21 protein-coding genes are annotated in these 23400 nt (G+C 71.6%); 15 read left to right on the forward strand and 6 right to left on the reverse strand.

Features of this window, described 5'->3' with window-relative positions; all coding sequences use genetic code 11:
* Positions 1-63: 63 nt before the first annotated feature.
* Positions 64-975 carry a 2-hydroxyacid dehydrogenase gene (locus AC0NH5_RS16770; protein WP_474404574.1) on the reverse strand — a complete coding sequence of 304 codons (912 nt, stop codon included), beginning with the start codon at positions 973-975 and terminating at the stop codon, positions 64-66.
* A gap of 235 nt (positions 976-1210) precedes the next feature.
* Here AC0NH5_RS16770 and AC0NH5_RS16775 point away from each other — a divergent pair, with 235 nt between their 5' ends.
* Together AC0NH5_RS16775 and AC0NH5_RS16780 are read left to right on the forward strand one after the other, a co-directional pair.
* The gene (locus AC0NH5_RS16775) at positions 1211-4132 is read left to right on the forward strand and encodes an AfsR/SARP family transcriptional regulator (protein WP_474404576.1); all 2922 of its coding nucleotides are present in this window, start codon (positions 1211-1213) and stop codon (positions 4130-4132) included.
* Between the two features lie 257 nt (positions 4133-4389).
* Positions 4390-4593 carry a cytochrome P450 gene (locus AC0NH5_RS16780; protein ID WP_474404578.1) on the forward strand — a complete coding sequence of 68 codons (204 nt, stop codon included), beginning with the start codon at positions 4390-4392 and terminating at the stop codon, positions 4591-4593.
* Between the two features lie 43 nt (positions 4594-4636).
* Here AC0NH5_RS16780 and AC0NH5_RS16785 read toward each other — a convergent pair whose 3' ends face one another.
* Complete coding sequence (locus tag AC0NH5_RS16785; protein ID WP_474404580.1) at positions 4637-5539, reverse strand: hypothetical protein; 903 nt, start codon at positions 5537-5539, stop codon at positions 4637-4639.
* A 192-nt stretch (positions 5540-5731) separates the two neighbouring features.
* On the opposite strand from AC0NH5_RS16785, the gene AC0NH5_RS16790 reads away from it, so the two are divergent.
* The 4 genes from AC0NH5_RS16790 (at position 5732) to AC0NH5_RS16805 (ending at position 8733) form a co-directional block, all read left to right on the forward strand.
* Positions 5732-6028, forward strand: a complete 297-nt coding sequence (locus AC0NH5_RS16790; RefSeq protein ID WP_474404582.1) for a WXG100 family type VII secretion target — start codon at positions 5732-5734, stop codon at positions 6026-6028.
* 96 nt (positions 6029-6124) lie between these two features.
* Entirely contained in the window at positions 6125-6526 is a 402-nt protein-coding gene (locus tag AC0NH5_RS16795; RefSeq protein ID WP_474404583.1) for a hypothetical protein, read from the forward strand.
* Positions 6507-7145 carry a hypothetical protein gene (locus tag AC0NH5_RS16800; RefSeq protein ID WP_474404585.1) on the forward strand — a complete coding sequence of 213 codons (639 nt, stop codon included), beginning with the start codon at positions 6507-6509 and terminating at the stop codon, positions 7143-7145. Before AC0NH5_RS16795 ends, AC0NH5_RS16800 begins: the two co-directional genes overlap by 20 nt.
* The gene (locus AC0NH5_RS16805; protein WP_474404587.1) at positions 7138-8733 is read left to right on the forward strand and encodes a DUF4064 domain-containing protein; all 1596 of its coding nucleotides are present in this window, start codon (positions 7138-7140) and stop codon (positions 8731-8733) included. Before AC0NH5_RS16800 ends, AC0NH5_RS16805 begins: the two co-directional genes overlap by 8 nt.
* A gap of 54 nt (positions 8734-8787) precedes the next feature.
* Here the strand turns inward: AC0NH5_RS16805 and AC0NH5_RS16810 are convergent, their stop codons facing one another.
* Positions 8788-13155 carry an FtsK/SpoIIIE domain-containing protein gene (locus AC0NH5_RS16810; RefSeq protein ID WP_474404589.1) on the reverse strand — a complete coding sequence of 1456 codons (4368 nt, stop codon included), beginning with the start codon at positions 13153-13155 and terminating at the stop codon, positions 8788-8790.
* A gap of 146 nt (positions 13156-13301) precedes the next feature.
* Here AC0NH5_RS16810 and AC0NH5_RS16815 point away from each other — a divergent pair, with 146 nt between their 5' ends.
* On the forward strand, positions 13302-14216 hold the full coding sequence (locus tag AC0NH5_RS16815; RefSeq protein ID WP_474404591.1) for a hypothetical protein: 915 nt from the start codon (positions 13302-13304) through the stop codon (positions 14214-14216).
* 28 nt (positions 14217-14244) lie between these two features.
* Positions 14245-14868, forward strand: a complete 624-nt coding sequence (locus tag AC0NH5_RS16820; protein WP_474404593.1) for a hypothetical protein — start codon at positions 14245-14247, stop codon at positions 14866-14868.
* A gap of 8 nt (positions 14869-14876) precedes the next feature.
* Here the strand turns inward: AC0NH5_RS16820 and AC0NH5_RS16825 are convergent, their stop codons facing one another.
* A complete protein-coding gene (locus tag AC0NH5_RS16825; protein WP_474404595.1) occupies positions 14877-15374 on the reverse strand; it encodes a sigma-70 family RNA polymerase sigma factor in 498 nt (165 codons plus the stop codon).
* 152 nt (positions 15375-15526) lie between these two features.
* Between AC0NH5_RS16825 and AC0NH5_RS16830 the strand changes: the two genes are divergently transcribed.
* The 5 genes from AC0NH5_RS16830 to AC0NH5_RS16850 all read left to right on the forward strand — a co-directional run bounded on the left by AC0NH5_RS16830 (position 15527) and on the right by AC0NH5_RS16850 (position 20477).
* Positions 15527-16051: a sigma-70 family RNA polymerase sigma factor gene (locus AC0NH5_RS16830; RefSeq protein ID WP_474404597.1), complete on the forward strand. Its 525-nt coding sequence runs from the start codon at positions 15527-15529 to the stop codon at positions 16049-16051.
* Between the two features lie 41 nt (positions 16052-16092).
* Entirely contained in the window at positions 16093-16266 is a 174-nt protein-coding gene (locus AC0NH5_RS16835) for a hypothetical protein (protein ID WP_474404598.1), read from the forward strand.
* Between the two features lie 21 nt (positions 16267-16287).
* Positions 16288-16743: a MarR family winged helix-turn-helix transcriptional regulator gene (locus tag AC0NH5_RS16840; protein ID WP_474404600.1), complete on the forward strand. Its 456-nt coding sequence runs from the start codon at positions 16288-16290 to the stop codon at positions 16741-16743.
* Positions 16740-19550, forward strand: coding sequence for an AfsR/SARP family transcriptional regulator (locus AC0NH5_RS16845; RefSeq protein ID WP_474404602.1), 2811 nt, complete (start codon positions 16740-16742; stop codon positions 19548-19550). Before AC0NH5_RS16840 ends, AC0NH5_RS16845 begins: the two co-directional genes overlap by 4 nt.
* A 420-nt stretch (positions 19551-19970) precedes the next feature.
* Positions 19971-20477 (forward strand): cupin domain-containing protein, encoded by a 507-nt coding sequence (locus tag AC0NH5_RS16850; protein WP_474404603.1) that lies wholly within the window; start codon positions 19971-19973, stop codon positions 20475-20477.
* A 111-nt stretch (positions 20478-20588) separates the two neighbouring features.
* Here AC0NH5_RS16850 and AC0NH5_RS16855 read toward each other — a convergent pair whose 3' ends face one another.
* Positions 20589-21344, reverse strand: a complete 756-nt coding sequence (locus AC0NH5_RS16855; RefSeq protein ID WP_474404605.1) for a TetR/AcrR family transcriptional regulator — start codon at positions 21342-21344, stop codon at positions 20589-20591.
* A 67-nt stretch (positions 21345-21411) separates the two neighbouring features.
* Between AC0NH5_RS16855 and AC0NH5_RS16860 the strand changes: the two genes are divergently transcribed.
* Together AC0NH5_RS16860 and AC0NH5_RS16865 are read left to right on the forward strand one after the other, a co-directional pair.
* Positions 21412-21831, forward strand: a complete 420-nt coding sequence (locus AC0NH5_RS16860; protein WP_474404607.1) for a MarR family winged helix-turn-helix transcriptional regulator — start codon at positions 21412-21414, stop codon at positions 21829-21831.
* Between the two features lie 90 nt (positions 21832-21921).
* The gene (locus AC0NH5_RS16865) at positions 21922-22053 is read left to right on the forward strand and encodes a hypothetical protein (protein ID WP_474404609.1); all 132 of its coding nucleotides are present in this window, start codon (positions 21922-21924) and stop codon (positions 22051-22053) included.
* Positions 22054-22228: 175 nt separating this feature from the next.
* Here AC0NH5_RS16865 and AC0NH5_RS16870 read toward each other — a convergent pair whose 3' ends face one another.
* On the reverse strand, positions 22229-23278 hold the full coding sequence (locus tag AC0NH5_RS16870) for a hypothetical protein (protein WP_474404611.1): 1050 nt from the start codon (positions 23276-23278) through the stop codon (positions 22229-22231).
* Positions 23279-23400: the final 122 nt, after the last annotated feature.

Genomic DNA, 23400 nt, shown 5'->3' on the forward strand with positions numbered 1-23400 from the left:
GGAAGCCGGCGCAGCCGGGACCAAGCCCCTTCATGATCGCCGCGTTGATCTCATAGACGGACTTCAGCGGTCGACACGATGCGCCAGCGGTTCCCCGGCGAGGTAGCGGTCGACCTGATCGCGGACCAGGCGGTACACGCGATCGGGAAGCCCGTCGGTGACCGCGCCGACGTGCGGGGTGATCAAGGCGTTGACCTGCTGCCACAGGGGGTGACCGGACGGAAGGGGTTCCGGATCGGTCACGTCGAGCGCGGCGCGCAACCTGCCCGACGAGAGCTCGGCGAGCAGCGCCGCGGTGTCGACCACCGGGCCTCGCGAGGCGTTCACCAGCAACGCCCCGTCGGGCAGGGCCGCCAGAAAGGCACGGTCGACCAGATGCCGAGTCGCCTCGGTCAACGGCACCACCACCAGCACCACGTCGGCGTTCGGCAGGAGCGCGGGCAGGTCGTCGACGGCGCGTACGCCGGCTTCCGGTCTCGCGGTCCGCGCCACGACGGTCAACTCGACCTCGAACGGAGCGAGAAGCCGGGTGACGGCGGCGCCCACCGATCCCGCGCCGATCAGCAGGACCCGCTTGCCGTGCAGACCGGCACTTGGCCGGGGGCTCCACGACCGGGCGAGCTGCGCGGACTGGAAGGACGGAAGTTCGCGGAGCTGCGCCAGCGTGGCCGTCAGCATCCACTCGGCGGTCGCCGCGCTGTGCAGCCCCCGGGCGTCACAGATCACCGTCGTCGGCGGCGGCAGAGTGGTCCACCCGTCGGAGCCCGCACTGGGCAGCTGCAGCACCTCCAATCGGTGCATGCGTGGCACGACGTCATGGAATCGGGGTTGGTTCAAGAAAGTGGGAACGAGGAAGGTGACTGTTCCCGGATCCGACGGCAAAGTGCGGGGATCATCCGCGACCTCGATGTCGATGTCCGGCGGCAGGTCATGCAAATACCCCAGGCCGAGCTTGTGCGGGATCCAAATCTTCACTTCATGCCTCCGAGGCCTGTACACGGCGGTGAGCGTTCACCGCGCGTCATCTGAATCGACGTCGCGTTCCACGCCTGGTTCGGCGATGACACGCAGCTCACATCGACCTGGAGCGCTCGATGAACGCCGCCGGGTTCCACCTCGGTCAGCACCGTTTGCGTCGGCCTGAGTATTTTTCCGATGACCGGAAATCACCATCCGGCACCGAGGCCCAGTGCCCAGGGGGGATGAGTCGGTGTCTTCGACCAGCGGCGACGAGATGTCGTTAGGTTTTGGCGTGCTCGGCCCGGTGCGGGTGCGGCGGCAGGGCACGGACCTGGAGCTCGGTGCTCGGCAGCCGCGACTGATCCTGGGATTGCTGCTGGCTCACGCGGGTCAACCAGTCGGGATCGGCGACCTGGTCGAGACGGTCTGGGGCGAGCATCCGCCGGCGAGCGCGATCAATGTGGTGCACCGCTCCGTGGGCGCGTTGCGGCGCCTGTTCGAGCCCGGCCTCCCTGCCCGGGCGCCGGGGCGCTGGCTGCTCGGTGACGCGGCCGGCTATCGGATGCGCGTCGACTCCGGCAACCTCGACCTGCTGCATCTGCGGGCGCTGGCCGAGCGGGGACGTGCCGATGAGGCGGCCGGGCGGCTCCCGGAGGCCATGTCAGCCTACGCGGAAGCCCTCGCTCTGTGGCGTGGCCCGTGTGGCGGGGCGGCGGAACTGGCCTCGCACAACGACCTGCCGTTCCGTTTGGTGGACCATGAATGCGCCGATCTGGCCCGGGAGGCGGCCGCCCTGGCGCTGCGCCTGGGTCGTGTCCGGTCGATCCTGCCCGTGCTGCGACGAGCGGCCGAGTACCGCCCCCTCGACGAGGCGCTGCAGGCTCAGCTGCTGTTGGCGCTGTCCGCCGACGGCCAGCAGGCCGAGGCCGTCGCACTTCATCAGAGCCTGTGCCGACGGCTCGCCGACGAGCTGGGCGTGGATCCGGGCGAAGAACTCCGTGCCGCGTACCAGTCGGTCCTACGGCAGCCGGCTGACATGCCGGCACGGCCCGGCGCAGCCGGGCCCCCGTCGGCCCGCGTCGACCCGGGCCGGGCGCCGGCCACCCGTGATCCGGGTGTCACCACGGTGCTTCCCGCCCAGCTGCCGGCCGACCTTCCCCGTTTCACCGGCCGCGACGAGATCCAGCGCCACGCGCTTCGCCTGGTCAACGGGCACGTCCTGTCCCAGGTGTCCACGCCGGTGGTCGCCATCGACGGTATCGGCGGCATCGGCAAGACCAGCCTCGCCGTCCACCTGGCCCACCAGCTGTCCGACGTCTACCCGGACGGGCAGCTCTACATCGACCTCCAGGGTTTCGATCCCGTGCAGGCCGAGGTGCCTTCCGCGGTGGCGCTGCAGAGTTTCCTCAACGCGCTGGGTGTCCCGGACGCCGACATCCCCACCAGTGATCACGCCCGGTCCGGCCTGTACCGCAGCCTCCTGGCCGGCCGCCGGATCCTGGTGGTGCTCGACAACGCGCTCAGCGTCGAACAGGTCCGCCCCCTGCTGCCGGGCGCCCCGGGCTGCCTGGTGCTGATCACCAGCCGTAAACGCCTGACCGGGCTGGCCACCGCGCACGGCGCGCACCTGCTGGCCCTCGACGTGTTGTCACCCGACGACGCGCACAGCATGCTGACCTCGAGACTCGGCGAAGCGCGCACCTCGGCCGAACCCGAAGCGGTGGACGAGATAATCCGGCGGTGCGGCCGGCTTCCGCTGGCTCTGGCCATGGTCGCCGCCCGCGCCATGATCCACGCCGATCACCCGCTGACGGAGATCGCCCGGGAGCTGCGCGACACCCAGGGAAGTCTCGACGGATTCCACGGAGACGACTCGGGGAGCGACATCCGGGCGGTCTTCTCCTGGTCGTACGAGAAACTCAGTGCCGTCGCCGCGCGGATGTTCCGGTTGCTGGCTGTCCATCCCGGACCGGACATCACCATTCCCGCGATGGCCAGCCTGGCCGGTGTCCCCCTAGCCGAGGCCCGGCCTCTGGCCGGCGAGCTGGTGCGAGCCGGCCTGCTGCGTGAACACGCGGTGGGCCGGTACACCGCACATGACCTGATCCGCGCCTACGCCCAGGAACTGGTCAATCTGCACGAGGACAGCCGGACCAGGGAGCAGGCGTTCGACCGGCTCGTGTCCCACTATCGGCAGAGCGCCCACCGAGCGGATGTGCTCCTGGGATCGCCCCGGGCGCTGGAACCACCGGAACCGCTGGAGGCGGTGGTCATCACCCATCCGGGCGACGCCGCCGGGGCCATCACCTGGTTCTCCGCGAACCGGCAGGTCATCCGGGCGATCGTGCACCGCGAGCTCGAACGCGGCCAGGTGTCCTCGGCCTGGCGGCTGGCGGTCAGCCTGGATCGCTTCAACTACAACGAAGCCTGGGGACACGACTGGGCGTCGACCTGCCGTGCCTGCCTGCAAGCGGTCACCGCCACCGGCGACCAGTTCGCCATCGCCTACCTGGCCAGTTCCCTGGCCACCGCCGAGGAGACCCTGGGCAACTACGACACGGCGACACTGTTGCTCCACCAGTCCCTGGACCTGTTCCGGCAACTGGGGAACCGCCCCGAAGAGGCGATGGCACTCCGTGGCCTCGGTAAAGTGCAGAGCCGGCAGGGGAACCACAGCGACGCCGTCGCCAGTTACGAACGCGCGCAGTCCATCTTCGAGTCGGTGGGAGCGCAGTACCAGCAGGCCATCATGTACTGCTACATCGGCTCCGCGCGCACCGCCCTCGGCCAGCTGGACCTCTGCCTCGATCTGATGAACCGGTCGATCCCGATCGCCGAAGCTCTCGGCGAGCCCGAGATCCAGGGCTTCTGCCAGTGGACCCTGGCCGAGTGCCTGCACGCCCGGGGAGAATTCGCGGCGGCGCTACGCACCTGGCGGCGCGCGGCCACACTGTTCGAGCAAGCCAACAACCGGCTCACCTTGGCCGATACCCTGCTGCACGAGGGTGACACGGCGCTGGCCCTGCGGGATCCGGCCGGTGCTCGCGCGGCCTGGCAGCGGGCACTGGATCTCCTCAGCGGTCAGCGGCGTGTCCCGATGGCGGCCGCGTTGGAGGACCGCCTGTCACAGCTGGAAGCGCCGAACAGCGCAGAGCGATCCGACGCACGCTGAAACTGCCGGCCCCGGCTGAACTCGTCCACGAGGTCCGCGTCTGCGCATGCGGAGCGTCACCGGGCGCCGATCAGCCGAGGAGAGCAACAGCATGACCACACCCGGCTGCGCCGGAGCAGTCCACGTTCCGGTTCGCGGCACAGGGACCTGGAACTCGGGGGAGTGCGGATCCGCCGCGGCGATCTGGTCCTCGTCTATCTGGTGAGGCCAGTCGCGACGCGCCCCAGGACGGCGGCGGCGACCCCGCGAAGCTCGATGTGACCCGGGCGAACGCGCGGCATGTCGCCTTCGGGCACGGCATCCATCACTGCGTGGGCGCGCCGCTGGCCCGGCTGGAGGCGAGCATCGCGATCGGCGCGCTGCTGCGCCGCTTCCCCGGCCTGCGCCCGGCGATTCCGCTCGCTGACGTGCCCTGGATCCCGGCCGGGATGATGCGCGGGCCGCTCCGCCTGCACGACTGAGCGCACCTGACCGGGCGGGCTGCACAGCCCGCCCGGTGCGGGGTCAGCGCAGGCGGATGGATCTGGTCTCGAAATCGGTGAGGTCCGCAACGCCCTCGTCGTCGAACTCCCGCCGGTCGCCCTTGCAGCCCGGCCCGTTCCAGACGAAGAACCGGCCGTCGGCGCTGATCGAACGGACGCTCAGCGCGACGTCCACGCACTGGTCACCGGTGACCCCCTGGGTGGCCGCGGTGTCCCGGAAATCCGGCTCGGAGAACAGGAACGCGGAAGTGGCCGCCGCCGTGTCCGCCGCGGGCTCGGTACCGTCCGGCCCGGCATCCGGCTTCGCCGGGCCGGTCAGCTTCTCGCCCCTGGGCGAGATCACGAACCACGTGCCGCCGACCCCCTGGCCCTTGATGTCGCCGGGCGCGGTGTCCTGCGCGAACCGGTAGACCGGCCAGCCGTTCAAGGTGACCTGGAGACGGCCGTCATCACGCCGGACGAAGTCGACCGCCGACTTCTTGATACCGGCGATGAAGACCCGGCCACCGTCCCCGACGGTGAGCGGCGGCCACTTCTTCGCGCAGTCGCCGTTGCAGGTGCTCTTCGCCGGGTCCGCGCTGTCCTCGTCGAACCGGTAGAGCGTCAGGCCGGCGCCGTTGGTGACGCCCTTGCCCAGGTCGCCGACCTTGGTGCCGGTCAGCTGAACCCAGCGTTCGGCCACGGCGACCTGCTCGCCGGTCGGCTCGCCGCCGTTCATCAACGCCCAGTCCCCGGTGCCGGGCGCGGCGTCGTTCGTCTTCGCGGTGCCGGACACCAGCTCGAATTCGCCGGCGGCGGCTGCCGAGGCAGCCGAAGCGGGCGGGGCTGCCGGCGGTGCCGCGGCCGGTTCGGCGGTGCTGCAGGCGGCGAGTACGGCCGCCGAGCCAACCATGGCGGCCAGCAGCCGCCAACGCGTCTTTTCCATGATCTCCCGATCTCGTCAGAGGTCCCTCGTTCTGCGATCACGACGGAAGATCAGCGCCCCGGCTCAATTCACGAGGGGAAAAGTGTGCCCTCTCACCGCAGCGGCCGAGCCGAGAACGCGATCGGCGGGCCGGCCGTAGTCCCGGTATGACGGCGCGACCGCCGCCGTCGGTGCCCTACGGAAGGAACAGTCATGCCTGGCCAGATGATCCTCGACCCGGAAGCCGTGCAGGCGTTCGCGCAGTACCTGCTCCAGCAGCGGGAGAGCCTCCAGAGCGCGCTCCAGGAGGCGGACACCCGGATGGCCGAGACGGTCGAGGCGTCCTACAACACCCCCGGCTCGGAGTCGAAGTTCAAGCCGTTCTGGGAGGAGTACATCAACGGCACCAAGCAGGCGATCGACGGCATCGAGGGGATCAGCCAGTTCCTCGACCAGACCCTGCAGAAGTTCGTCGAGACCGACGACGCGACCGCCGGCGCCATCGGCTGACGGTCGCTCCTCGTGTGGCCGGGCCGCTGTGGGCGTACCACGTGGCCCGGCCACCGGTCGTGAAGGCCGTCGAGAGCAGCGACAGGGAGGAGTGAGATGGCCAAGATTCGCATTCCCGGCGACGAGCTGACCGAGATCATGGAGATGCTGGTCCGCATCCGTGAGCGCCTCGACCGGATCGCCAATCTGGATTCGGTCGGCACCGAGGACGACGTCGGCGACGATCGCCTCATCCGCGGAGTCCGGACCTTCGACGGCGCCTGGCGCACCGGCCACGAGCGCGTGCAGGAGAACACCGACAAGTTCCGCGAGATGGTCGACGGCATCCTGACCAGTTTCCGGGAGACCGACGAGGAGACTCTCACCGCCCTCGATCCGTCCCCCGCCGAACAGGCTGTCCGCACCGTCGCCGAAGCCTTCCGAGCGGCGTCCGTACCCCCGGCGCCCGAGCAACCCGTGCCCGACGAAGAGGTGTCAGATGAGCCGGCCACAAGCTGAGACATACCGGTACGCGCTCGGATATCCGGGCTCCTGGTGGAGTGTGGATCTGCATCCGGATCTGCGCGACGCCGAGATCCGCAAGCGGATCCTGTCGGGTCTGACCGCGGCCGAACGCGCGGAGCACGCCGACACCATCCGTGCGGCGACCCGCGCCGCACGGCGGTGGGCCGCAGCCTGCTACGCGCGCGGGGCACGGCACATCAACGGGTACTTCGAGCTGATCAACGGGGAAGCGGTCGCCGCCACGACGATCGTCGTGGTCTACACCCTGCCGGACGACCTCGACGCCGACCTGACCGATCTGATGACCGGGTTCGCCATCCGGAACGCCGGGCTGCCGTTGGGCAAGGGGACCGAGGCGAACCGCGCCGAGATCCTGGACCTTCCGCATGCCGGACCGGCCGGTCGCTGGACGTCCATCGAGGAACTGACGTTCGAGGGCATGGAGCCGACCCGGATGTCGGTCATGCAGACGCTCGTGCCCCTGCCCGGGACCAATGAGCTGCTGATCGTCACCAGTGCCACCCCGAACGTGAAGTACACCGATCTGTTCCTGCCGTTGTTCGAGCAGATCGCCGACACCCTCACCCTGGAGAAGGTGACCGCGCGTGCCTAGGCCGAACGAAGTCGTCTGGGCGGTCCTCGACATGGACCGGGACCCGACGCCCGGCGACGCGGACATCCTGGAACGCCTCGCCACCGAGTACACCGCGGTCGCCGACGACGCCGAGACGGCGGCGGCGCTGATCAGCCGCCTCAAGTCCGCAGACCTCGGCGAGGGCCGCGCGATGGACAAGCTGCGGGACAAGCTCGACGAACTGCCCCAGCAGATCGTGAAGCTGCGGGACTCCTATCGGGACGGCGCCGGTGCGATCCGGCAGTACGCCCCCCAGTTGCGCACCCACCAGGACTCCGCCGAGCGGGCCCGGCAACTCGCCGAGGAGGCGCAGAGCCGGCTGGACGCGGCGAACGCCGAGGTGGCGTCGCTCCAGCAGGCACTCACCGGCGCCGAGGCCGCCGCCACAGCGGCCGGCGAGGGGGACGACGAGGCGGCGAAGACGTCCGCGCAGGACGAGGTCGGCCGGGCCTCGTCGGCGCTGTCCGGCGCGAAGGAGGAGGCCGCCGCGGCGGCCGTCGAACTCAACCTGGCCAAACGCCTGGCCGCCGATGCTCAGGACCTGCGCAGGACCGACGCCGCGGTCGCGGTGACCGCCCTGGCGGAGGCGGAGAGCAACGCGGTACGGCAGAAGAGTTTCTTCGAGCGGATCGCCGGCATCCTCGGTGTCATCTTCGGCGTGCTCGGTCTGATCGCCGGCGTCCTCGGCATGATCCTCACCGGCCCGATCGGCTTCGGGCTCACCATCTTCTCCTTCGGAATCGGATTGGCGAGTCTCGGCGTCGCGGCGGCGAAGTTCGCGCTGGATCCGTCGGGGGGCGTCGGTGACCTGGTTCTCGGTGTGATCGGGGTCTTCCTCGGCGGCGCCGGTCTGGCCGGCGTCGTGACCAACACCATCAAGAGCGGCAAGGGTCTCGCCTCCAACATCAAGAACTTCAACGTCAAGGGCATCGGGGGCGGATCCGGTGCGGGCGGGACCGGCGGGGGGAACAACATCCCGCTCACGCCCGTCACCAACGTTCCGCCGGTCAAGGTGGCGCCACCAGCCGCGCCGGCCGCTCCGCCGGCGCCGGTGGCTGCTCCGGGTCCGGTGAAGGCTGCGGCTCCGGTTGCGCCGCCTGCTGCTCCGGCTGCGCCGCCTGCTGCTCCGGTTGCGCCGCCTGCTGCTCCGGCTGCGCCGCCTGCTGCTCCGGTTGCGCCGCCTGCTGCTCCGGCGGCTCCGGTTGCGCCGCCTGCTGCTCCGGCTGTTCCGCCTGCTGCTCCGGCGGCTCCGGTTGCGCCGCCTGCTGCTCCGGTTGCGCCGCCTGCTGCTCCTGCTGCTCCGGTTGCGCCGCCTGCTGCTCCGGTCGCTCCGCCTGCGCCGGTAGCGGCTCCGCCGGTGGCGCCCCCAGCCGCTCCGGCGCCCACCGGGTTCTTGGACGCATTGCGGAACACCCAGTTCGTCAACCCGTTCGTGGGCATCAAGCTGAACCAGCCGGGCACCCTGATCCCGGAGCCGGGTGCCGGCGTCGTGGGCAGCCTTCTCGGTGTCATCGGCCTGGGACTGGGCGCCAAGGATCTGGACGAGGAGCGAAAGGGACAGTCGTAACAGCGTCGCGCCGCACGAAGGGCTCCCCGGTCCGCCCGGGGAGCCCTTCGTGTTTCACCGCATCGCTTCGGGCACCTGGATCGTGGTCAGTCGCCCGTTCCCGTCGCTGAGGAACGCCCGGCCCGGTTTGTCGTTGCCGAGGCGGCTGCGCGGGATCTTGCCGCCGATGAGTTCGCCGTCACCGGGCGCCTGCGGGCTGAACACCAGGCCCTGACGGTTGCGCCGGACCTCGGGGATCCAGCCGGAGAAGCCGGACAGCAGGCGGTCGGTCTGCCCGGCGACGACGAGTCCCCGCCGGTGCTCGGCGCCGGTCCGCGCGATCTCGGTGAACAGCGGGTCGGAGACCGACTTGGCGAGGCCGTCCGCGTCGTCCATCACGATCACCACCGGCTCCGCCGTGGCGTTCAGCAGGTCGGTCAGCCGATCGCGGGGAATGTCGCCGTCGGCGAAGACCTCCAGGACGCCGGGGCGGCCGGCCAGGTCCCGCAGCGGTGACCGGCGCGGCGCGGCGACGATGACCCGGGTGCCGTGCTCGAGCAGCGACAACGCCATCACCAGCAGCACGTTGCTGCGCCCGGACCGGGGTGGGCCGCCGATCACGAAGGTCGGGTTGACCTGCAGGTCCGGTCCCATGGCGAGCAGTTCGTCACCGCCGACCCCGGCCGGCGCCCACATCGGACCCGGGATCGGGTCCGGCCGGAACTTCGCCGTCTCCGACAGGGTGAGCCGGTCCGGCAGCTGGTCCACCCGGAATGGCCGGGTGGCAGCGGGCAGGCCGGCGTCGCGGGCCGCGCTCTCGGCCGCGATCACGTGCAGCGCGGCGGCCTGCGCCTGTCCGCTCGGCTCGGCGGTCAGCAGGGCGATCTGGACCTCCGCCTTGTCCTCGGCGCGGAGGGCCCGGCCCTCGGGGATCTCGTCCGGCACCGAGCGCTGCGGTACGCCGATCATCATGTACTCGGATTTGTCGTTCATCCGGAGCACCAGCTTGTCCTCGGTGGTGGCGGACAGCCGGCTGGAGAACATGCTCCGGTCACCCGCGATGATCATGTGCACGCCGACGCTCGCGCCTTCCCGGAGCAGCGCGAGGACTCCGCTGAGCAGAGCGCCGTTGTCGTACTCGGCAAGGGTCTTGTCGAAGACCTCCCACCGGTCGAACAGCACCACGATGTGCGGCGGGCGCTGCTCGGGCGGCAGGGCGCGGCGCAACTCGGGCAGATCAGCGGCGCCGCCCGCGGCCAGCATCTCCTGACGGCGGGCCACTTCGCCGTTGAGCCGGGTGACCAGGCGCGACATCCGGTCCGGCTGGGTACGCTGCACGACCACCCCGGTGTGCGGCAGCGCCTCCACGGCCAGCAGCGCTCCGTTGCCGCAGTCGATGCCGTAGAGGTGCACCTCGTTGCTGCGGTGGGCGCGGGCGATGGCGCCGGCCAGGGTGCGCAGGGTCTGCGAGCGGCCGGCCCGGGGCGATCCGATGACGTGCAGGTGCCCGAAGGTCGACAGGTCCAGCGTCAGCGGCAGGCGGGCCTGTTCCGCCGGCAGGTCGACCAGGCCGTACCCGATCGGGGTCAGGTCGTAGCCGTGCGCCGTCGGCGCCGGGAGGTCGGTGAGTTGCACCACCTCGGTCAGGGCCGGCAGCCAGGGGCTGTGCTGTTCCGGGATGCCCAGCCGGGTGTTCGCGCCGCGGATGGCCTCGACCAGGTCGGCGAGGTCGGTGACGGTCTCCTCGGCGGAGGTGTCCGGCCGGGCGGCGCGGGGGCGCTCCGGCGCGGGCAGGCCGAGCGTGGGCCACACCAGCTCGGCGGTCCACGGTTCGTCGGCGACGGCCTGGACGGTGCCCGGGCGCCGGCCGCCGACCCGCGCGGCCTGGAACGGGATGAGGGTGTTCTGTCCGAGCCGGACGTAGGCGCGGCCCGGTGAGCTCTTCGCGATCGACGCCGCCTCCGGCGAGTTGATCACGTCGGTGCTCTCGCTCTTGTCGGTCATCCGCAGCGCGATGCGCAGGTTGGTGTTGGCCCGGATCTCGGGGGAGACCACCCCGCCCGGGCGCTGGGTTGCCAGGATCAGGTGGATGCCCAGGGATCGGCCCCGCTGCGCGATGTTGACCAGGCCCTTGACGAAGTCCGGTAGTTCCCGGGCGAGCGAGGCGAACTCGTCGATCACGATCAGCAGGCGGGGCAGCGCGGCCAGGCCGGGCCGGCGGACGGTCAGGTCGATGTAGTCCTCGATGTCCTTGGCGCCGGCCGCGGCCAGCATGTGCTCGCGGCGCCGGAGTTCGGCGCCGAGCGAGACCAGCGCCCGCTCCACCAGGTGGGTGTCCAGGTCGGTGACCATGCCGACGGTGTGCGGCAGCGCCACACATTCCTTGAACGCCGAGCCACCCTTGTAGTCGACCAGCACGAACGTCATGGCGTCCGGCCGGTTCACCGCGGCCAGCGAGGCGACCAGGGTCTGGAGCAGCTCGGACTTGCCGGCGCCGGTGGTGCCGGCGACCAGGCCGTGCGGGCCGTCGCGGCGGATGTCGAGGGAGAACGCGCCGTCCAGCGAGATGCCCATGACGGCCGAGGTGGTGCGGCCCCCGGCACGCCACCGGGCGGCCACCGCGTCCGGGGTGGGCCGGTCCATCGCGATCACGTCGAGCAGCCGCACCGAGGAGGGCAGCACGGAGTCCTCGGCGTCGCCGCTGCCCGGATCACGTAGCGCCCCGAGCACCCGGCCGATCGCGCTGCTCCACTCCGGGGTGACCGCGTCCACCCGTACATCCGAAAGGGTCTTCTCGCCGGACCGGCCGACCTTGACCCGGCCGTCCCGCTGCTCGGCGACCACCGCCAGACACTCCTCGGGGAGCAGGCGTTCCTCGGCGTCCAGGCAGATCGAGTGGATGCCGGCGGCCGGGCCGTCGCGCAGAATCTGCACCACGCCGGGCAGCGACCGCAGCCGCCGGGCACCGTCGAAGACGACCAGCACGGTCTCGCGGACGGCACCGGCACCGGCGGCGGTCCGGGCCTCGATCATGGCGGTCAGCTCGGCGACCCGGGTGGCGACGGTCTCGGTGCCGGTACCGACGGTGATCGTCACGTCCTGGCCCGGCTCGGGACGCACGTGCGGCAGCCACCGCACCCACGACCAGGCCGGCTCTCCGGCCTGCCCGGTCAACACATAGAGCTTGAGGTCCCGCGGGCTGTGCAGGACGACCGCCTGACCGACCACCGACCGGGTCACCGCGGCGGCGGCCGGCCCGGAGCCGGCGATGCCGAGCACCCGCATCCGGCGCAGGTCGACCGTGACCGGAACGTCGAACGCGTCCTCGGTGAGCTTGCGTTTGTGCAGGTCGGTCGTCGGGTCCTCGAGCAGCACCGCGGACGGCTGGTCCGCGGTGCCGACCCGCAGGGTGAGGAAGTCGGCGTCGGTGCGGCGGCGCTCCCACAGCCGGCGGCGCGGGCCGATCGCGGTGAGCAGCAACTCGGCCGGGTCGGGGAAGGCCTCCCGGCGTGACCGGCGCTCGTCGACGACGGCGTCCCGGGCCTCCGCGGTGATGCGGTCCCGGTCCTGTTCGTAACGCTTGACCCGCTCCCGGTAGCTGATCTTGCCGTTGCGCCTGCCGCTGAGGTAGTTGCCGAGGATCACCAGGGGCGAGAGCAGCCCGAACAGCAGGGCGGAGAGGCGGTTGAAGATGAACACCGCGGCCACCGCGAAGACCAGCGGGGCGATCGCCGCGATGTACGGCAGCGGCCGCTTGTCCGGCTCGCCGGGCGGGATCGGCAGCTTGAAATCGGTCGGCGGGGTCGGCGGGATCAGCCGGGGCGGCCGGTTGTAGTCCAGCGCCGCCCCGTCGTCGGAAGGTTGCAGGGCAGCGTCGGGCGGCTGCGGCCGGGCCGGTTCGAGCAGCGCACCACCGATCTCCAGGGAGCCGCCGATCGGCCACTCGGTCGGGCCGGTCAGCTCGGCCCGGTCCAGGCGGACCGGTGACGGCGGACCGGCCGGCGGGGTCAGCAGGCAGCGGCCGCCGGGCTCGACCCGCAGTCGCAGGGCCCGGCCGCCCGGCGGGAACCGGCCGATCAGGACGCCGCCCCCGGTGGCGGCGCTCACGTGGTAGTCCCCGATGTCCAGCCGCCGGACCGCACCGGCGCCGATGCCGGCGACGGTGCGGATCTCGATCACGCCGCGCGGTTCGGTGGCCGCCGCGGTGCTGCCCGGGGTGGTACCCACCACGACGGCGTCCCGCAGCGGGGACTCGCGCAGCGTGAGGTCCGGCGGGACCGCGACGCCCTCGACATACAGAGCTGAGGCGCCGAGGGCGCCGGCGATCGCGCCGATCCGGGTGTCCGGGTCGGCGTCGAGATGGAGATCACGGGTTTCGCCGACGTCGTCGACAACGGTCAGGAGTAGTCGCACGGTGCACATCTCCAGGCTCGGGAAGGTCATCGGCCGCCTTCTGCCACGACCGCCGCCTACTCCTACGACCACTGCCGGAATCTCGTTCTCGCCGTCGAGAACGCGACGGCCGCCGCGTCCGTAGGCAGGTACGAGGGCATGCATCGGGCACGCCCAGCCGGCCCCGAGGAGTTCGTATGTCCGCGCCCGTCGTCACCGCCGTGGTGCTCGCCGTGTTGCTTGTGGTCGCCGTGGTGTTGCTGGTGATCGAGCTGCGCCGCGCCCCGGGTGGCCGGGCCCGGCCGGTGGCCGGCCCGGCGGTGACCGGTGCGGTGGCGCTCGACGAGGTCGACCGGGCGCTGCGTGTCCTGGTCACCGCGTGCGACCGCGCGGAGCGTGACTTCCCCGACGTGTACGCCGTGGAGTGCGCCGCCGACCGCGTCACGTTGCGGCTGGCCACGTACGAGCCGGAGGCACCCGAACCGTGGGTCGCCGGTGCCGACGGCACCGAGTGGACCCTGTCCCGCGCCGGGCGGCAGACCGGGGGACAGGTGCCGGCCGATTCGCACCCGTACCCGCTGATCGTCTCTCTGGGTCTGCACGAGGACCGCCGGGTCCTGGTCAACCTGGCCCGTGCGGCCGGGCCGATCACCCTGGCCGGGCCGGCCGAGGCGGTCGCCCGCCAGATGCTGGCCGAACTGCTCAGCGGCCCGGTGGGGCGGGACGCGGAGATCACCCTGACCGGTGACGCCGCGATCCGGCTCGGTGACCGGCTCCCGGGCGCCCGGCCGGAACGCCTGCGCACCGCCGCCACGCTGGCCGAGGCGCAGCGCGGTGGCCGGGAGCAGCGCACCGCCCGGACCGGGGCCACTCAGATCTTCCAGTTGCTCGACGACGGCCGGGCCGCCGCCGAGCCGGATCAGCCGCGCCGCCTCGCCGTCATCGGGGCGGAGCAGTTCCGGGCCGAGTCGGCCGGGCGGGCGCCGTCCAGCGGCGCGGTGCTCGTGCTCGGTGAGGTCGACCACGCGGCGTGGCGTTTCGAGGTCCGCCCGGACGGCGGCCTGGACACCGGTGCGCTCGGCCTGCCGGTCGACACCGTCCGGGTCGGCTAGAGCACCACCTTTTCGACAGGAGACATCCGTGAACCGCAGGAATGTGTTGATCGCTTCGGTGAGCGTGCTCAGCGTGGCGCTGGCCGCGACGGTGACCGGCATCGTGACCGGTGTGCTGCCCACCGGCGCCCCGCCCGCCGCGCCCCCACCGCGGGCCGCCGGGAACGCCGCCCCGGCCGGTGCCGAGCTGGCCCGGTACGTCGGCCGGACCGAGGACGGCACGTTCACCCTGGCGGTGCACGTCTGGGAGAACAAGGCGGTTGCCCACCTCACCGACGGCGTGCGCCGGGAGGCCTGGATGAAGGGGGTCGCCGGCGGCGATCTGTTGCTGCTCACCGGCGACGGCGGTGCGGTGCTGAACGCCCGGGTCACCGGCGGCAAGCTGGCCGGTACCGCCGACGTCGGCGATGCGCGGGTCAGCTTCTCGGCTCCCGCGGTGCCCGCTCCGGCCGGGATCTATCGGGCCGCGGGTGAGGTCGAGGGCCGCAACGTGCGGGTCGACGTGATCGTGCTGCCGAATCGTGAGGCCACCGGGATCGAGTGGGTGAACGGCCGGCCCGGCGAGGTGCCGCCGGCCGACCTGACCGGCCGGAGTGTACGGGTGCGCGGTGGTGAGCTGCGCCTGGCGGCGATCCGGCCGGACGACGTCTGACCGGGCACTCATCGGCAGGCGGTCAGGGTCGCCCGCAGGGTGCGCAGTGCCTTGTGGCTGCGCGACTTCACTGTGCCGGTGGGGATGTGCAGCTCGGCGGCCGTCTCCTCGACGCTGAGGTCGAGCAGGTAACGGTGCACCAGCACGTCGCGGTGCTCCGGTTCCAGGGTGCGCAGGGCGTCGCGCACCACCTGCCGGTCGAGGGTGTGGTCGGTGCCGTCGGGGACCGGCTGGACGAGCATCTGTTCCGCGTCGATCTCGGCCGGCCGGGTCTGCCGCGCCCGGTACCCGTCGATGGCGAGCCGTCGGACGACGGTGAACAGCCACGGCCGCAGCCCCGCCGGGTCGGTGCTCAGCCGGTCCGCGTGCCGCCAGGCGCGGACCAGCGCCTCCTGCACGATGTCCTCGGCCGCATGGGGATCACCCAGGGTGAGCGTACGCGCGAACCTCAGCAGTGCCGTGCGGTGCTGGTGGTGGATCTCGCGGGTGAAGGTCTGTTCGGTCATGCTCGGAGCTCCTCGTCCGGCCGGGCAGAGTTCCGGCCGCCCTCCACACGCCGTGCCGGAAGGCGCGGTTCGGCTTGGCGAGATCCCTCACTGCCGATGAACCTTCGGCCTCTCCGCTCGTCGTTCCTCCTGATCAAGTGGGAGGGACGGCCATGTCCGGATGCGGGAGCCAGGTCGCCGACGAGGCACAGATCGGCCTGTTGTGGCGGGAACACCGAGGGGCGATGCTGACGTACGCGAGCAGCCTCACCAGTGATCGGGCGACCGCTGAGGACGTGGTGCAGGAGGCGATGATCCGTGCGTGGCGGCACCCGGACGTGCTGGCCAACGGTCGTGGCTCGGTGCGCGGATGGTTACTGAAGGTGGTCCGTAACCTGGTCATCGACCACGTGCGGGCCCGGCGCAGACGTGTCCCGGAGGTCTTCGACGTGCCGGCGGAGGCGATGCCCGTCGCTGATCACGCCGATCGGGTGCTCGACTCGGTGATGGTGGCCGACGCGCTGCGGTGTCTCTCCGCCGAGCACCGCGAGGTTCTGGAGCGGCTCTACCTGCTCGATCTCAGCGTCGAGGAGACGGCCGCCGAGCTGCGCATCCCCGTCGGCACGGTGAAGTCACGCTCCCACTACGCGATGCGTGCCCTGCCGCGTCTCGGGCGCCGGTGGGGGAGCGGCCGCTGAGACTTTGCCGGTCGCTGCGCGGGCCAGCCCATCTCGATCAGTTGCTCGCGGTCGAGCATGCCGGTGGCCGGCACCTCGCTGAGCGGGTCGCGCTCGCGGGTGAGTGGGCGCCGGGCGGAGGCATCCATGCCAACGGCATCGAGGCGATCCCGGACGGCAGGCACCTGATCGTCGGTCAGACCACGCTCGCGAGCGGCGGCGCCGCGCTCTACTGACTCGTACCTAGACTCTTGCGGGTGACCGAGCACGAGCAGTTCAGCGACCGTGAGCGACGCACCTGGTTCATGCAGGAGGAGCTGCTCGAGGACTCCGGTCTCTCCCTCGCGGACTTCTCCGTCCTCAGCGGTCTGTCCCAGCAGCCGAACGGGGCGCTGCGGGTCTTCGAGCTGGTCGACCTGCTGCGGTGGGAACGCACCCGGCTGATGCACCAGATCTCGCGGATGGAGTCCCGCGGCCTGCTCGAGCGCCAGCCGACCGCGGAGGACAGCCGGGGCAGCCGGGTGGCGCTGACCGAGCAGGGCTGGGAAGCGGTCCGCAGGGCTGCCCCGCAGCACCTGCGGGATGTGCGGCGGACGTTCTTCGACGCGCTCAGCCCGCGCCAGGTGGACATGCTGGCCACGCTCTCGGAAGCGGTCCTGGACAGCATTCAGGAACAGGAAGCGGAACAGCGCGGCAAGGCCCGGCGTCCGTGATCAGCGAGGCACCCGGTGACCTGCGGTTCGCCGTGCTCGGGCCGGTGCGGGTGTGGCGCGGCGAGCAGGAACTCGATCCGGGCTCGCGCCGGCAGCGCCTGCTGCTGGCACTGCTGCTGGCGCGAACCGGTCAGCCGGTCACCATCGCGGAACTCGTCGCGCTGCTGTGGGACGAGCGGCCACCCCGCAGCGCGGTGAACATCGTGCACCTGCATGTCAGCCACCTCCGGCGGGTGTTCGAACCCGGCCTGCGCCCCCGCACCCCGGGCCGGTGGCTGCTCGCTGACGCGGCCGGCTATCGCATGGTGGTCGAGGAGGACCAGCTCGACCTGCTGCGCCTGCGGCGACTGCGCCGCCAGGCCCGCGCGGCCGGCGACGCCGCGGAGGCGTTGCCCATCTATGTCGAGGCGCTGGAACTGTCGCGGGGGCCGTGCGCCGGCGCCCCGGAGCCGGCCGGCCGGCCGGTCCCGGACTTCGAGGCGGTGGACAACGAGTACGCCGATCTGGTCCGCGAGGCCACCGACGTGGCGCTGGGCGCCGGCTCGGCCCGGGCGGTGCTGCCGATGCTGCGGCGCGCGGCCGGGCACCGTCCGCTGGACGAGGCCGTTCAGGCCAGGTTCCTGCTGAGCCTGTCCGCCGCCGGGCACCAGGCCGAGGCGATCGCGCTCTATCGGGAACTGCGCGACAACCTCCGCGACGAGCTGGGGATCGATCCGGGCCGGGAGCTCGAGCAGGCCTACCGGACCGTCCTGCGGCACGGCGCCGCCGGCCCGGTCCGGGCGCCGGAGCGACCGGCCGCCGGCGGTCTCCCCGTCCGGCCCGCCCAGCTGCCGCCGGACCTGCCCCGCTTCGCCGGGCGCGACGACACGCTGCACCGGTTGCTCGCACTCGTCCACGACCGCGCCGCGGACATCGTGGCCGTCGAGGGCATCCCCGGCGTGGGAAAGACGAGCCTGGCGACGCATCTCGCGCACCGGGTGACCGATTATTTCCCGGACGGCCAGCTCTACGCCGACCTCAGGGGTCTGGACCCGGAGGCCGCGCTGGCTCCCGGCGAGGTGCTGCAAGCGTTCCTGCACGCGCTGGGCGTGCGCGGTCCGGACATCCCGGCGAGCGACCCGGCTCGATCAGAGCTGTACCGCAGTGTCCTGGCGCAGCGCCGGGTCCTGATCCTCCTGGACAACGTGCGCGACGCCGACCAGGTCCGGCCGCTGCTTCCCGGCACCCCGGACAGCCTCGTCCTGATCACGAGCCGGTTCAGCCTGGCCGATCTCGCCGCCGGTCACCGGGCGCACGTGCTCACACTCGACGTCCTGCCGGCCGGGGAAGCGCGTGACCTGATCGTCTCCCGTGTCGGGCCGGCGCAGGCCCCGGCCGACACGCAGGCCCTGGACGAGATCGTCGATCGGTGCGCAGGGCTCCCGCTGGCCCTCGCCGTGGTGGCCGCCCGGACCCTGGCCCACCCCGGATATCACCTGCCGGCTGTGGCGCGTGAGCTGCGCGACGCCCAGGGCAGCCTGGACGGCTTCGGCGCCGACGATCCGGACAGCGACCTGCGGGCCATCTTCTCCTGGTCCTACCGGGGACTCAGCCCGGCGGCGGCGCGCCTCTTCCGGCTGCTGGCGCTGCACCCCGGCCCGGACGTCACGCTGTCCGCCATGGCCAGCCTCGGCGGCCTGCCCGCCCGCGACGCCCGCGAGGTGTTCGGCGAGCTGGTGCACAGCAGGCTGCTCACCGAGCGCCGGCCCGGCCGGTACGGCGCCCACGACCTGATCGCCGCCTATGCGCGCGAGCTGATGCTCGACGCCGAGTCCGGGCCGGAGCACGACGAGGCGGCCGACCGGTTGCTCCGGTACTACCGGCGTGCCGCCCACGCGGCCAACCTCTTCATCAACGCCGAGATCGGCGCGGACCTGCCCGCGGCCCGCGACGGGGTCGTCGACGAGAGCCCCCGGGACGCCAAGGAGGCCGCCGACTGGTTCGACGCCGAACGGGAGGTGCTCAAGGCGGTCATGCGCCAGGCGATCAGCCGGGGCCGGGTGTACGACGCCTGGCAGCTGGAACTCACGGTGCAGGGCTTCTACCAGCACGACGGCTGGTGGCACGAGTGGGCGACCGTGCTGCGCGAATGCCTCGACGCCGCGGAGGGCGCCGGTGACACCGCCGGAGCGGCGAACATGCTGCGCAGTCTGGCCGGTGCCCGCTTCTACCTCGGCGACAGCGCCGGCGCGCTGTCCCTGCTCGAACGCGCGCTGGTCCTGTTCACCGAGCTGGGTGACGTGTCCCGGCAAGCGTTGACGCTGCGCAACATCGGCGAAGCGAGCTTCGCGGCCGCGGACTACGACCGCTGCGTCACGTCCCTCCACCATGCTCTGCGCATGGCCGAGTCACTCGGCGAGGAGATCGCACAGGCGGATGTGCTGTGCCGCCTCGCCGACGCGGAGTACGAGCTGGGCCGCCGCGCCGCGAGCTTCGAGACTCTCGGGCGGGCCCTGGCTCTGAGCGAGCGGCTCGGCAACAACGTCCGGCGCAGCGAGTGCCGCCTCCGGCGCGCCCACCTGTATCTGCGCGAACGGCGATACGCGGATGCGCTGGCCGACTTGACCGCGGCCGAGGAGATCGGCCGGGCCGACGGTCACCGGGTGCACCTGGTCCGCGCGAGCCTGGGCCGGGGGGACACCGCCCTGGCGATGAACGACCGGCCCGCCGCCCGGGCGGCGTGGCTGGAGGCGCTGGCTCTGAACAACGACGCGGACGCGGCGCGGGAGGCGTCGATCCGCCGGCGGCTGGCCGAACTGGACGGCTAGTTCCATTTCTGGTTGTCGGTGCCCGCGCAGGTCCAGAGCTGCGCGGGCGTGCCAGACCCGGCCCATCCCGCCTTCGCCGATGGTGCTGATCAGGCGGTAGCGCCCGGCAAGGTGATCGTGCGGTCGACGGGACATCGCGGCACGGTATCCACGGCGGCCCTGGTCGCCCGTGCAGTAGTCAACCGACAAAAGTGCCTGTTTTCGCAGCTCACGGCGTTATCGGCGATTGTTCACCGCAGGACGCCACATCTTTCTCACATCTGCGGGGCCCGGCCCTGCGGGCGGAATGATGCTTCCGTACGACGCGATTCTCCGGGCCTGGTTCATTTCTTCTCCGGTGTGGATCGTCACGCTGACCGGAATGGACCGGAGGGCTATTTTCCTTCTCGATGTCCGCCGCTTTTCTCGAAGGAGCTCCCGTTGAGTATCGCCATTCCCGGTGTCGAGGTCGAGTCACGCGACCCCTCCGGTGGCCTCTATGTCCCGGCCGGGGGCGGGGTGACCAAGTGGTTCTCCGGTGACGTCTACACCGTCCGCCTCCAGGCCGCCCAGACCGGCGGATCCGTCGGCATCGTCGAGGCCAGCGTGCCGCCGGGGGGTGGTCCCGTCCCGCACACCCACGCCGAGCAGGAGGAGACGTTCTATCTGCTCTCCGGCGAATTGGAGTTCCTCGAGGGGGACCGCACCTTCACCGCGGTGACCGGCGATATCGTGCACATTCCGCGCCTGGTCCGGCACCGGTTCACCAACGTCGGTCTGCACACCGCGAAATTGCTCTTCATCTACACACCGGGCGGTGCCGAGGGGCTTTTCGTCGAGGGTGGCGACGAGCCGGAGCCGGGCGTGCAGGTGGAGAACTGGGGCCCGGAGCGTTTCGACGACCGGATGCTCGGGCTGTTCCACAAGTACGGCGTGGAGGCCGTCTGACCTGCTCGTGCTCGCCGACAAGGCCTGCAAGGGCTCGGCAGGGCTGCCACGAGTCCACGCTGCCGGCGATTCACACCAGCGTCCACCGCCCGGCGGCGTCGAGCCGCCGGGCTAGGGGCCCTGATGGTCCTGGGCCGCCAGGCTGAGCGTGCCCAGGCGGTTGGCGACGCTTCGCCGGGCCAGGTCGATGTACGCCGCGTCGCGGTACAGCACGTACATGTTGTTGGCCATGTGCAGGTAGGCGTTGAGCTCGAACGCGGCGTGCGCGGGAGCCGGGTCGTCGCCGATCAGCCCGGCGTCCTGCGCCGCGGCGTACTGCGTCTCGAGCCGGTGCAGCCATGTCGTGTGCAGCTCGAGCAGGCGGTCACGGACCGCGCCGGGGCGGGTGTCGAACTCGGCGTTGACCGAGACGAAGAAGCACCCGCCCGGGAGGACGTCGTTCCCGAGCCGGGTGAGGAAGTTGTCGCAGAGGGCGGCCAGCCGTTCCAGCGGCCCGGGCAGGGCCAGGGCGGGGCGCACCACATCGCGCAGGAAGGCGTCGGCGGCGGCCTCGATGGTGGCGAGCTGAAGCTCCTCCTTGGAGCGGAAATGCGCGAACAGCCCGCTCTTGCTGATGCCGACCTGGTCGGCCAGGGTGCCGATGGTCAGCCCGTCGAGTCCCACCACGGTCGTCAGGGCGACGGCCGTATCGAGGATGGCCGCCCGGCTCCGCGCGCCGTCGGAACGCAGGCGGCGTTCCGGTGGGATGGCGCTGCCCATGCGCGCATCGTACGCCAAGGTGTCGAGCGCGAAGTCGGCCTGCTTGTCCGCCGCGAGCAGGACGGCGGATACCGCCGTACGGAGCCCACCGAGTGGGGCATGTGCCATGCGCCACTTTCGGGAGAGCTGGACAGCGATATATTGCATATCACGCACTTCCTGCTGAAGGAGATCCATGGATGCCGCTCCGCTGTTCTTCGCGCTGTCCGTGGCTACCCGCAGCGTCGTGGCGGTCTACCGGCCACTGTTGGCGGAGATGAACCTGACCCACCCGCAATACCTGGTCATGCTGGCGCTCTGGCAGCACGGGCCGATGTCCGTACGCCGCCTCGGCCTGCTCCTGCAGCTCGACTCGGGCACCCTGTCGCCGCTGCTGCAACGCCTCGAGGCGGTCGGCCACGTGCGCCGTGAACGCGACCCGGCCGATCAGCGCAGCGTCACGGTCACCCTCATCGACCAGGGTGACGCGCTACGAGCGCGCGCCGCATCGATCCCCTCGACCGTTCGCCACCTCCTCGGCCTGCCGGCCGAAGACCTGGACCATCTGCACGCCGTCCTGGCCGACGTCACGGCCGCCGCGCGATCAGTCGGCTGACCGTGATCGAGCGCACGTGAACCTGGCGTCCGCGTTCTCGTCGACAGGGAAAGACGGAGGCGACGGGCGTCCACAGCCGGGAGGGCACACGTGGCGGAGACGCGCGTTCTGGTGCAGGCGGACGACACACTCGTGGGGATGGGCCTGTCCGGGTGCCTCGCCGCACACCCGGACATCCGGGTGGGTGGCGGCCGGGCACGCTCTGACCCGGCGCCCGGCTGACGAGTGCGTCCCCCAGCAGGCTGAAGGCCCTGAGTAAAATATTGAGCCGCCGAATGAATTCTGCGCGGTCGCATACGTAGCAACCAGGTGACTCGCATCGTGACGCTGGCCGCGAAGCTGCCCTGATCGCACCACCCGAACGGCCCCGGCGCGATCCTGCTGCGCCGGGGCAGGATCACACCCAGTCCTGCCAGATGTGCGTGATCCGGTCGAACAACGGGTCGAGTCGTATCTCGGTCGTGGCGATGCCTTCGGGCCACTGCGGCAGGCGCGCCTCGAGTTCGGCCGGCACGCCGCTCTGCGAGTCGACATAGAAGTGCAGCGTACGTACGGCCGTGAACGTCTCGTACGCGATCAGCGCGCCGTCGGAACCGGCCACGGCGGTCAGCTCGTCGGTGAACCGGCGCAGCGCGTCGATCGACTCGCCGGCCGGGAGCCGCCCCTCGTCGTAGTTCCGGTAGGGCAGCCGGATCAGGACGTGCATGTCGAACCGGGGCCAGCGCTCCGGGCGTACCGGTGCCGCGCTCACCCACTGGACCGGCAGACCGTTCGACTCGCCGGACCACAGCTGCCAGTAGTCGAAGCTGCCGGGCAGGGCGCTGACGGCGTCCCGGAGCTCGGCCGGGGTGCGGGGTTCGGCGGGCACCTCCACGCTCCAGGTGACCTCGTTGAGCCAGGTGATCGCGTCGTCCTCGCCGACGGCCCATTCGACCGCGTGGTTGGCCAGGTCCTCCTGCGTCCCGGCGGGAAGGCCCACCAGGGCGGGATGGTGGCAGACGACATCGATCCGGCGGATCTGCTCCCGCACGGCGATGCCGAAACGGGAGTCGGCCAGGTCCACCACCTGCCCGTCGAACTCCCGGGTGGATTCCAGGGCCAGGGGATCAGCGACGACCTGCACGGATCGGTACGACCAGGTCGCGTCGGCCGGCGGAGCGGCGGCCAGCCACCGCTCGGCGACAGCGCGGTTCCCGCGCGGCCAGTCGGGCGCGACGACCAGCGCGTGCGCGGCGGTGCTGCTTCCCCGCACCGCCCACTCCAGGGCGGGATCGATCGCGTGCACCCGGCGCCCGATCTCCTCGCCGATCAGGTCGAGGAAGCCGGCGTCGGCAGCCTTCGCCACCTCGTCGCGTGCGGTGGCCCACCACTGCCAGAACTCAGCGATGGTCCCGGCCTCCGGCCGTGTCTCGGCGGCCGGCCGCTTCTTCCTCCGGAACAGGTTCATGGCCGCGGAGCCTAGGTCCTGCGACCAGGCGAGTCCGACTTCCGGCGACAACATCACTGGCGTGAACTTCGGCGGCGGCCGGCCGTCGTCACCATGGCGCACCTGAGGACGAATCGGGGACG

This window comes from Actinoplanes sp. 13, from assembly GCF_056134165.1.

Excerpts from the sequence above, each read along its gene's own strand:
- AC0NH5_RS16785 (WP_474404580.1), bottom strand. The coding sequence starts at position 5,539 with ATGGAAAAGACGCGTTGGCGGCTGCTGGCCGCCATGGTTGGCTCGGCG.
- AC0NH5_RS16790 (WP_474404582.1), top strand. The coding sequence starts at position 5,732 with ATGCCTGGCCAGATGATCCTCGACCCGGAAGCCGTGCAGGCGTTCGCG.
- AC0NH5_RS16795 (WP_474404583.1), top strand. The coding sequence starts at position 6,125 with ATGGCCAAGATTCGCATTCCCGGCGACGAGCTGACCGAGATCATGGAG.
- AC0NH5_RS16800 (WP_474404585.1), top strand. The coding sequence starts at position 6,507 with ATGAGCCGGCCACAAGCTGAGACATACCGGTACGCGCTCGGATATCCG.
- AC0NH5_RS16810 (WP_474404589.1), bottom strand. The coding sequence starts at position 13,155 with ATGACCTTCCCGAGCCTGGAGATGTGCACCGTGCGACTACTCCTGACC.
- AC0NH5_RS16815 (WP_474404591.1), top strand. The coding sequence starts at position 13,302 with ATGTCCGCGCCCGTCGTCACCGCCGTGGTGCTCGCCGTGTTGCTTGTG.
- AC0NH5_RS16825 (WP_474404595.1), bottom strand. The coding sequence starts at position 15,374 with ATGACCGAACAGACCTTCACCCGCGAGATCCACCACCAGCACCGCACG.
- AC0NH5_RS16830 (WP_474404597.1), top strand. The coding sequence starts at position 15,527 with ATGTCCGGATGCGGGAGCCAGGTCGCCGACGAGGCACAGATCGGCCTG.
- AC0NH5_RS16855 (WP_474404605.1), bottom strand. The coding sequence starts at position 21,344 with ATGGCACATGCCCCACTCGGTGGGCTCCGTACGGCGGTATCCGCCGTC.
- AC0NH5_RS16860 (WP_474404607.1), top strand. The coding sequence starts at position 21,412 with ATGGATGCCGCTCCGCTGTTCTTCGCGCTGTCCGTGGCTACCCGCAGC.
- AC0NH5_RS16870 (WP_474404611.1), bottom strand. The coding sequence starts at position 23,278 with ATGAACCTGTTCCGGAGGAAGAAGCGGCCGGCCGCCGAGACACGGCCG.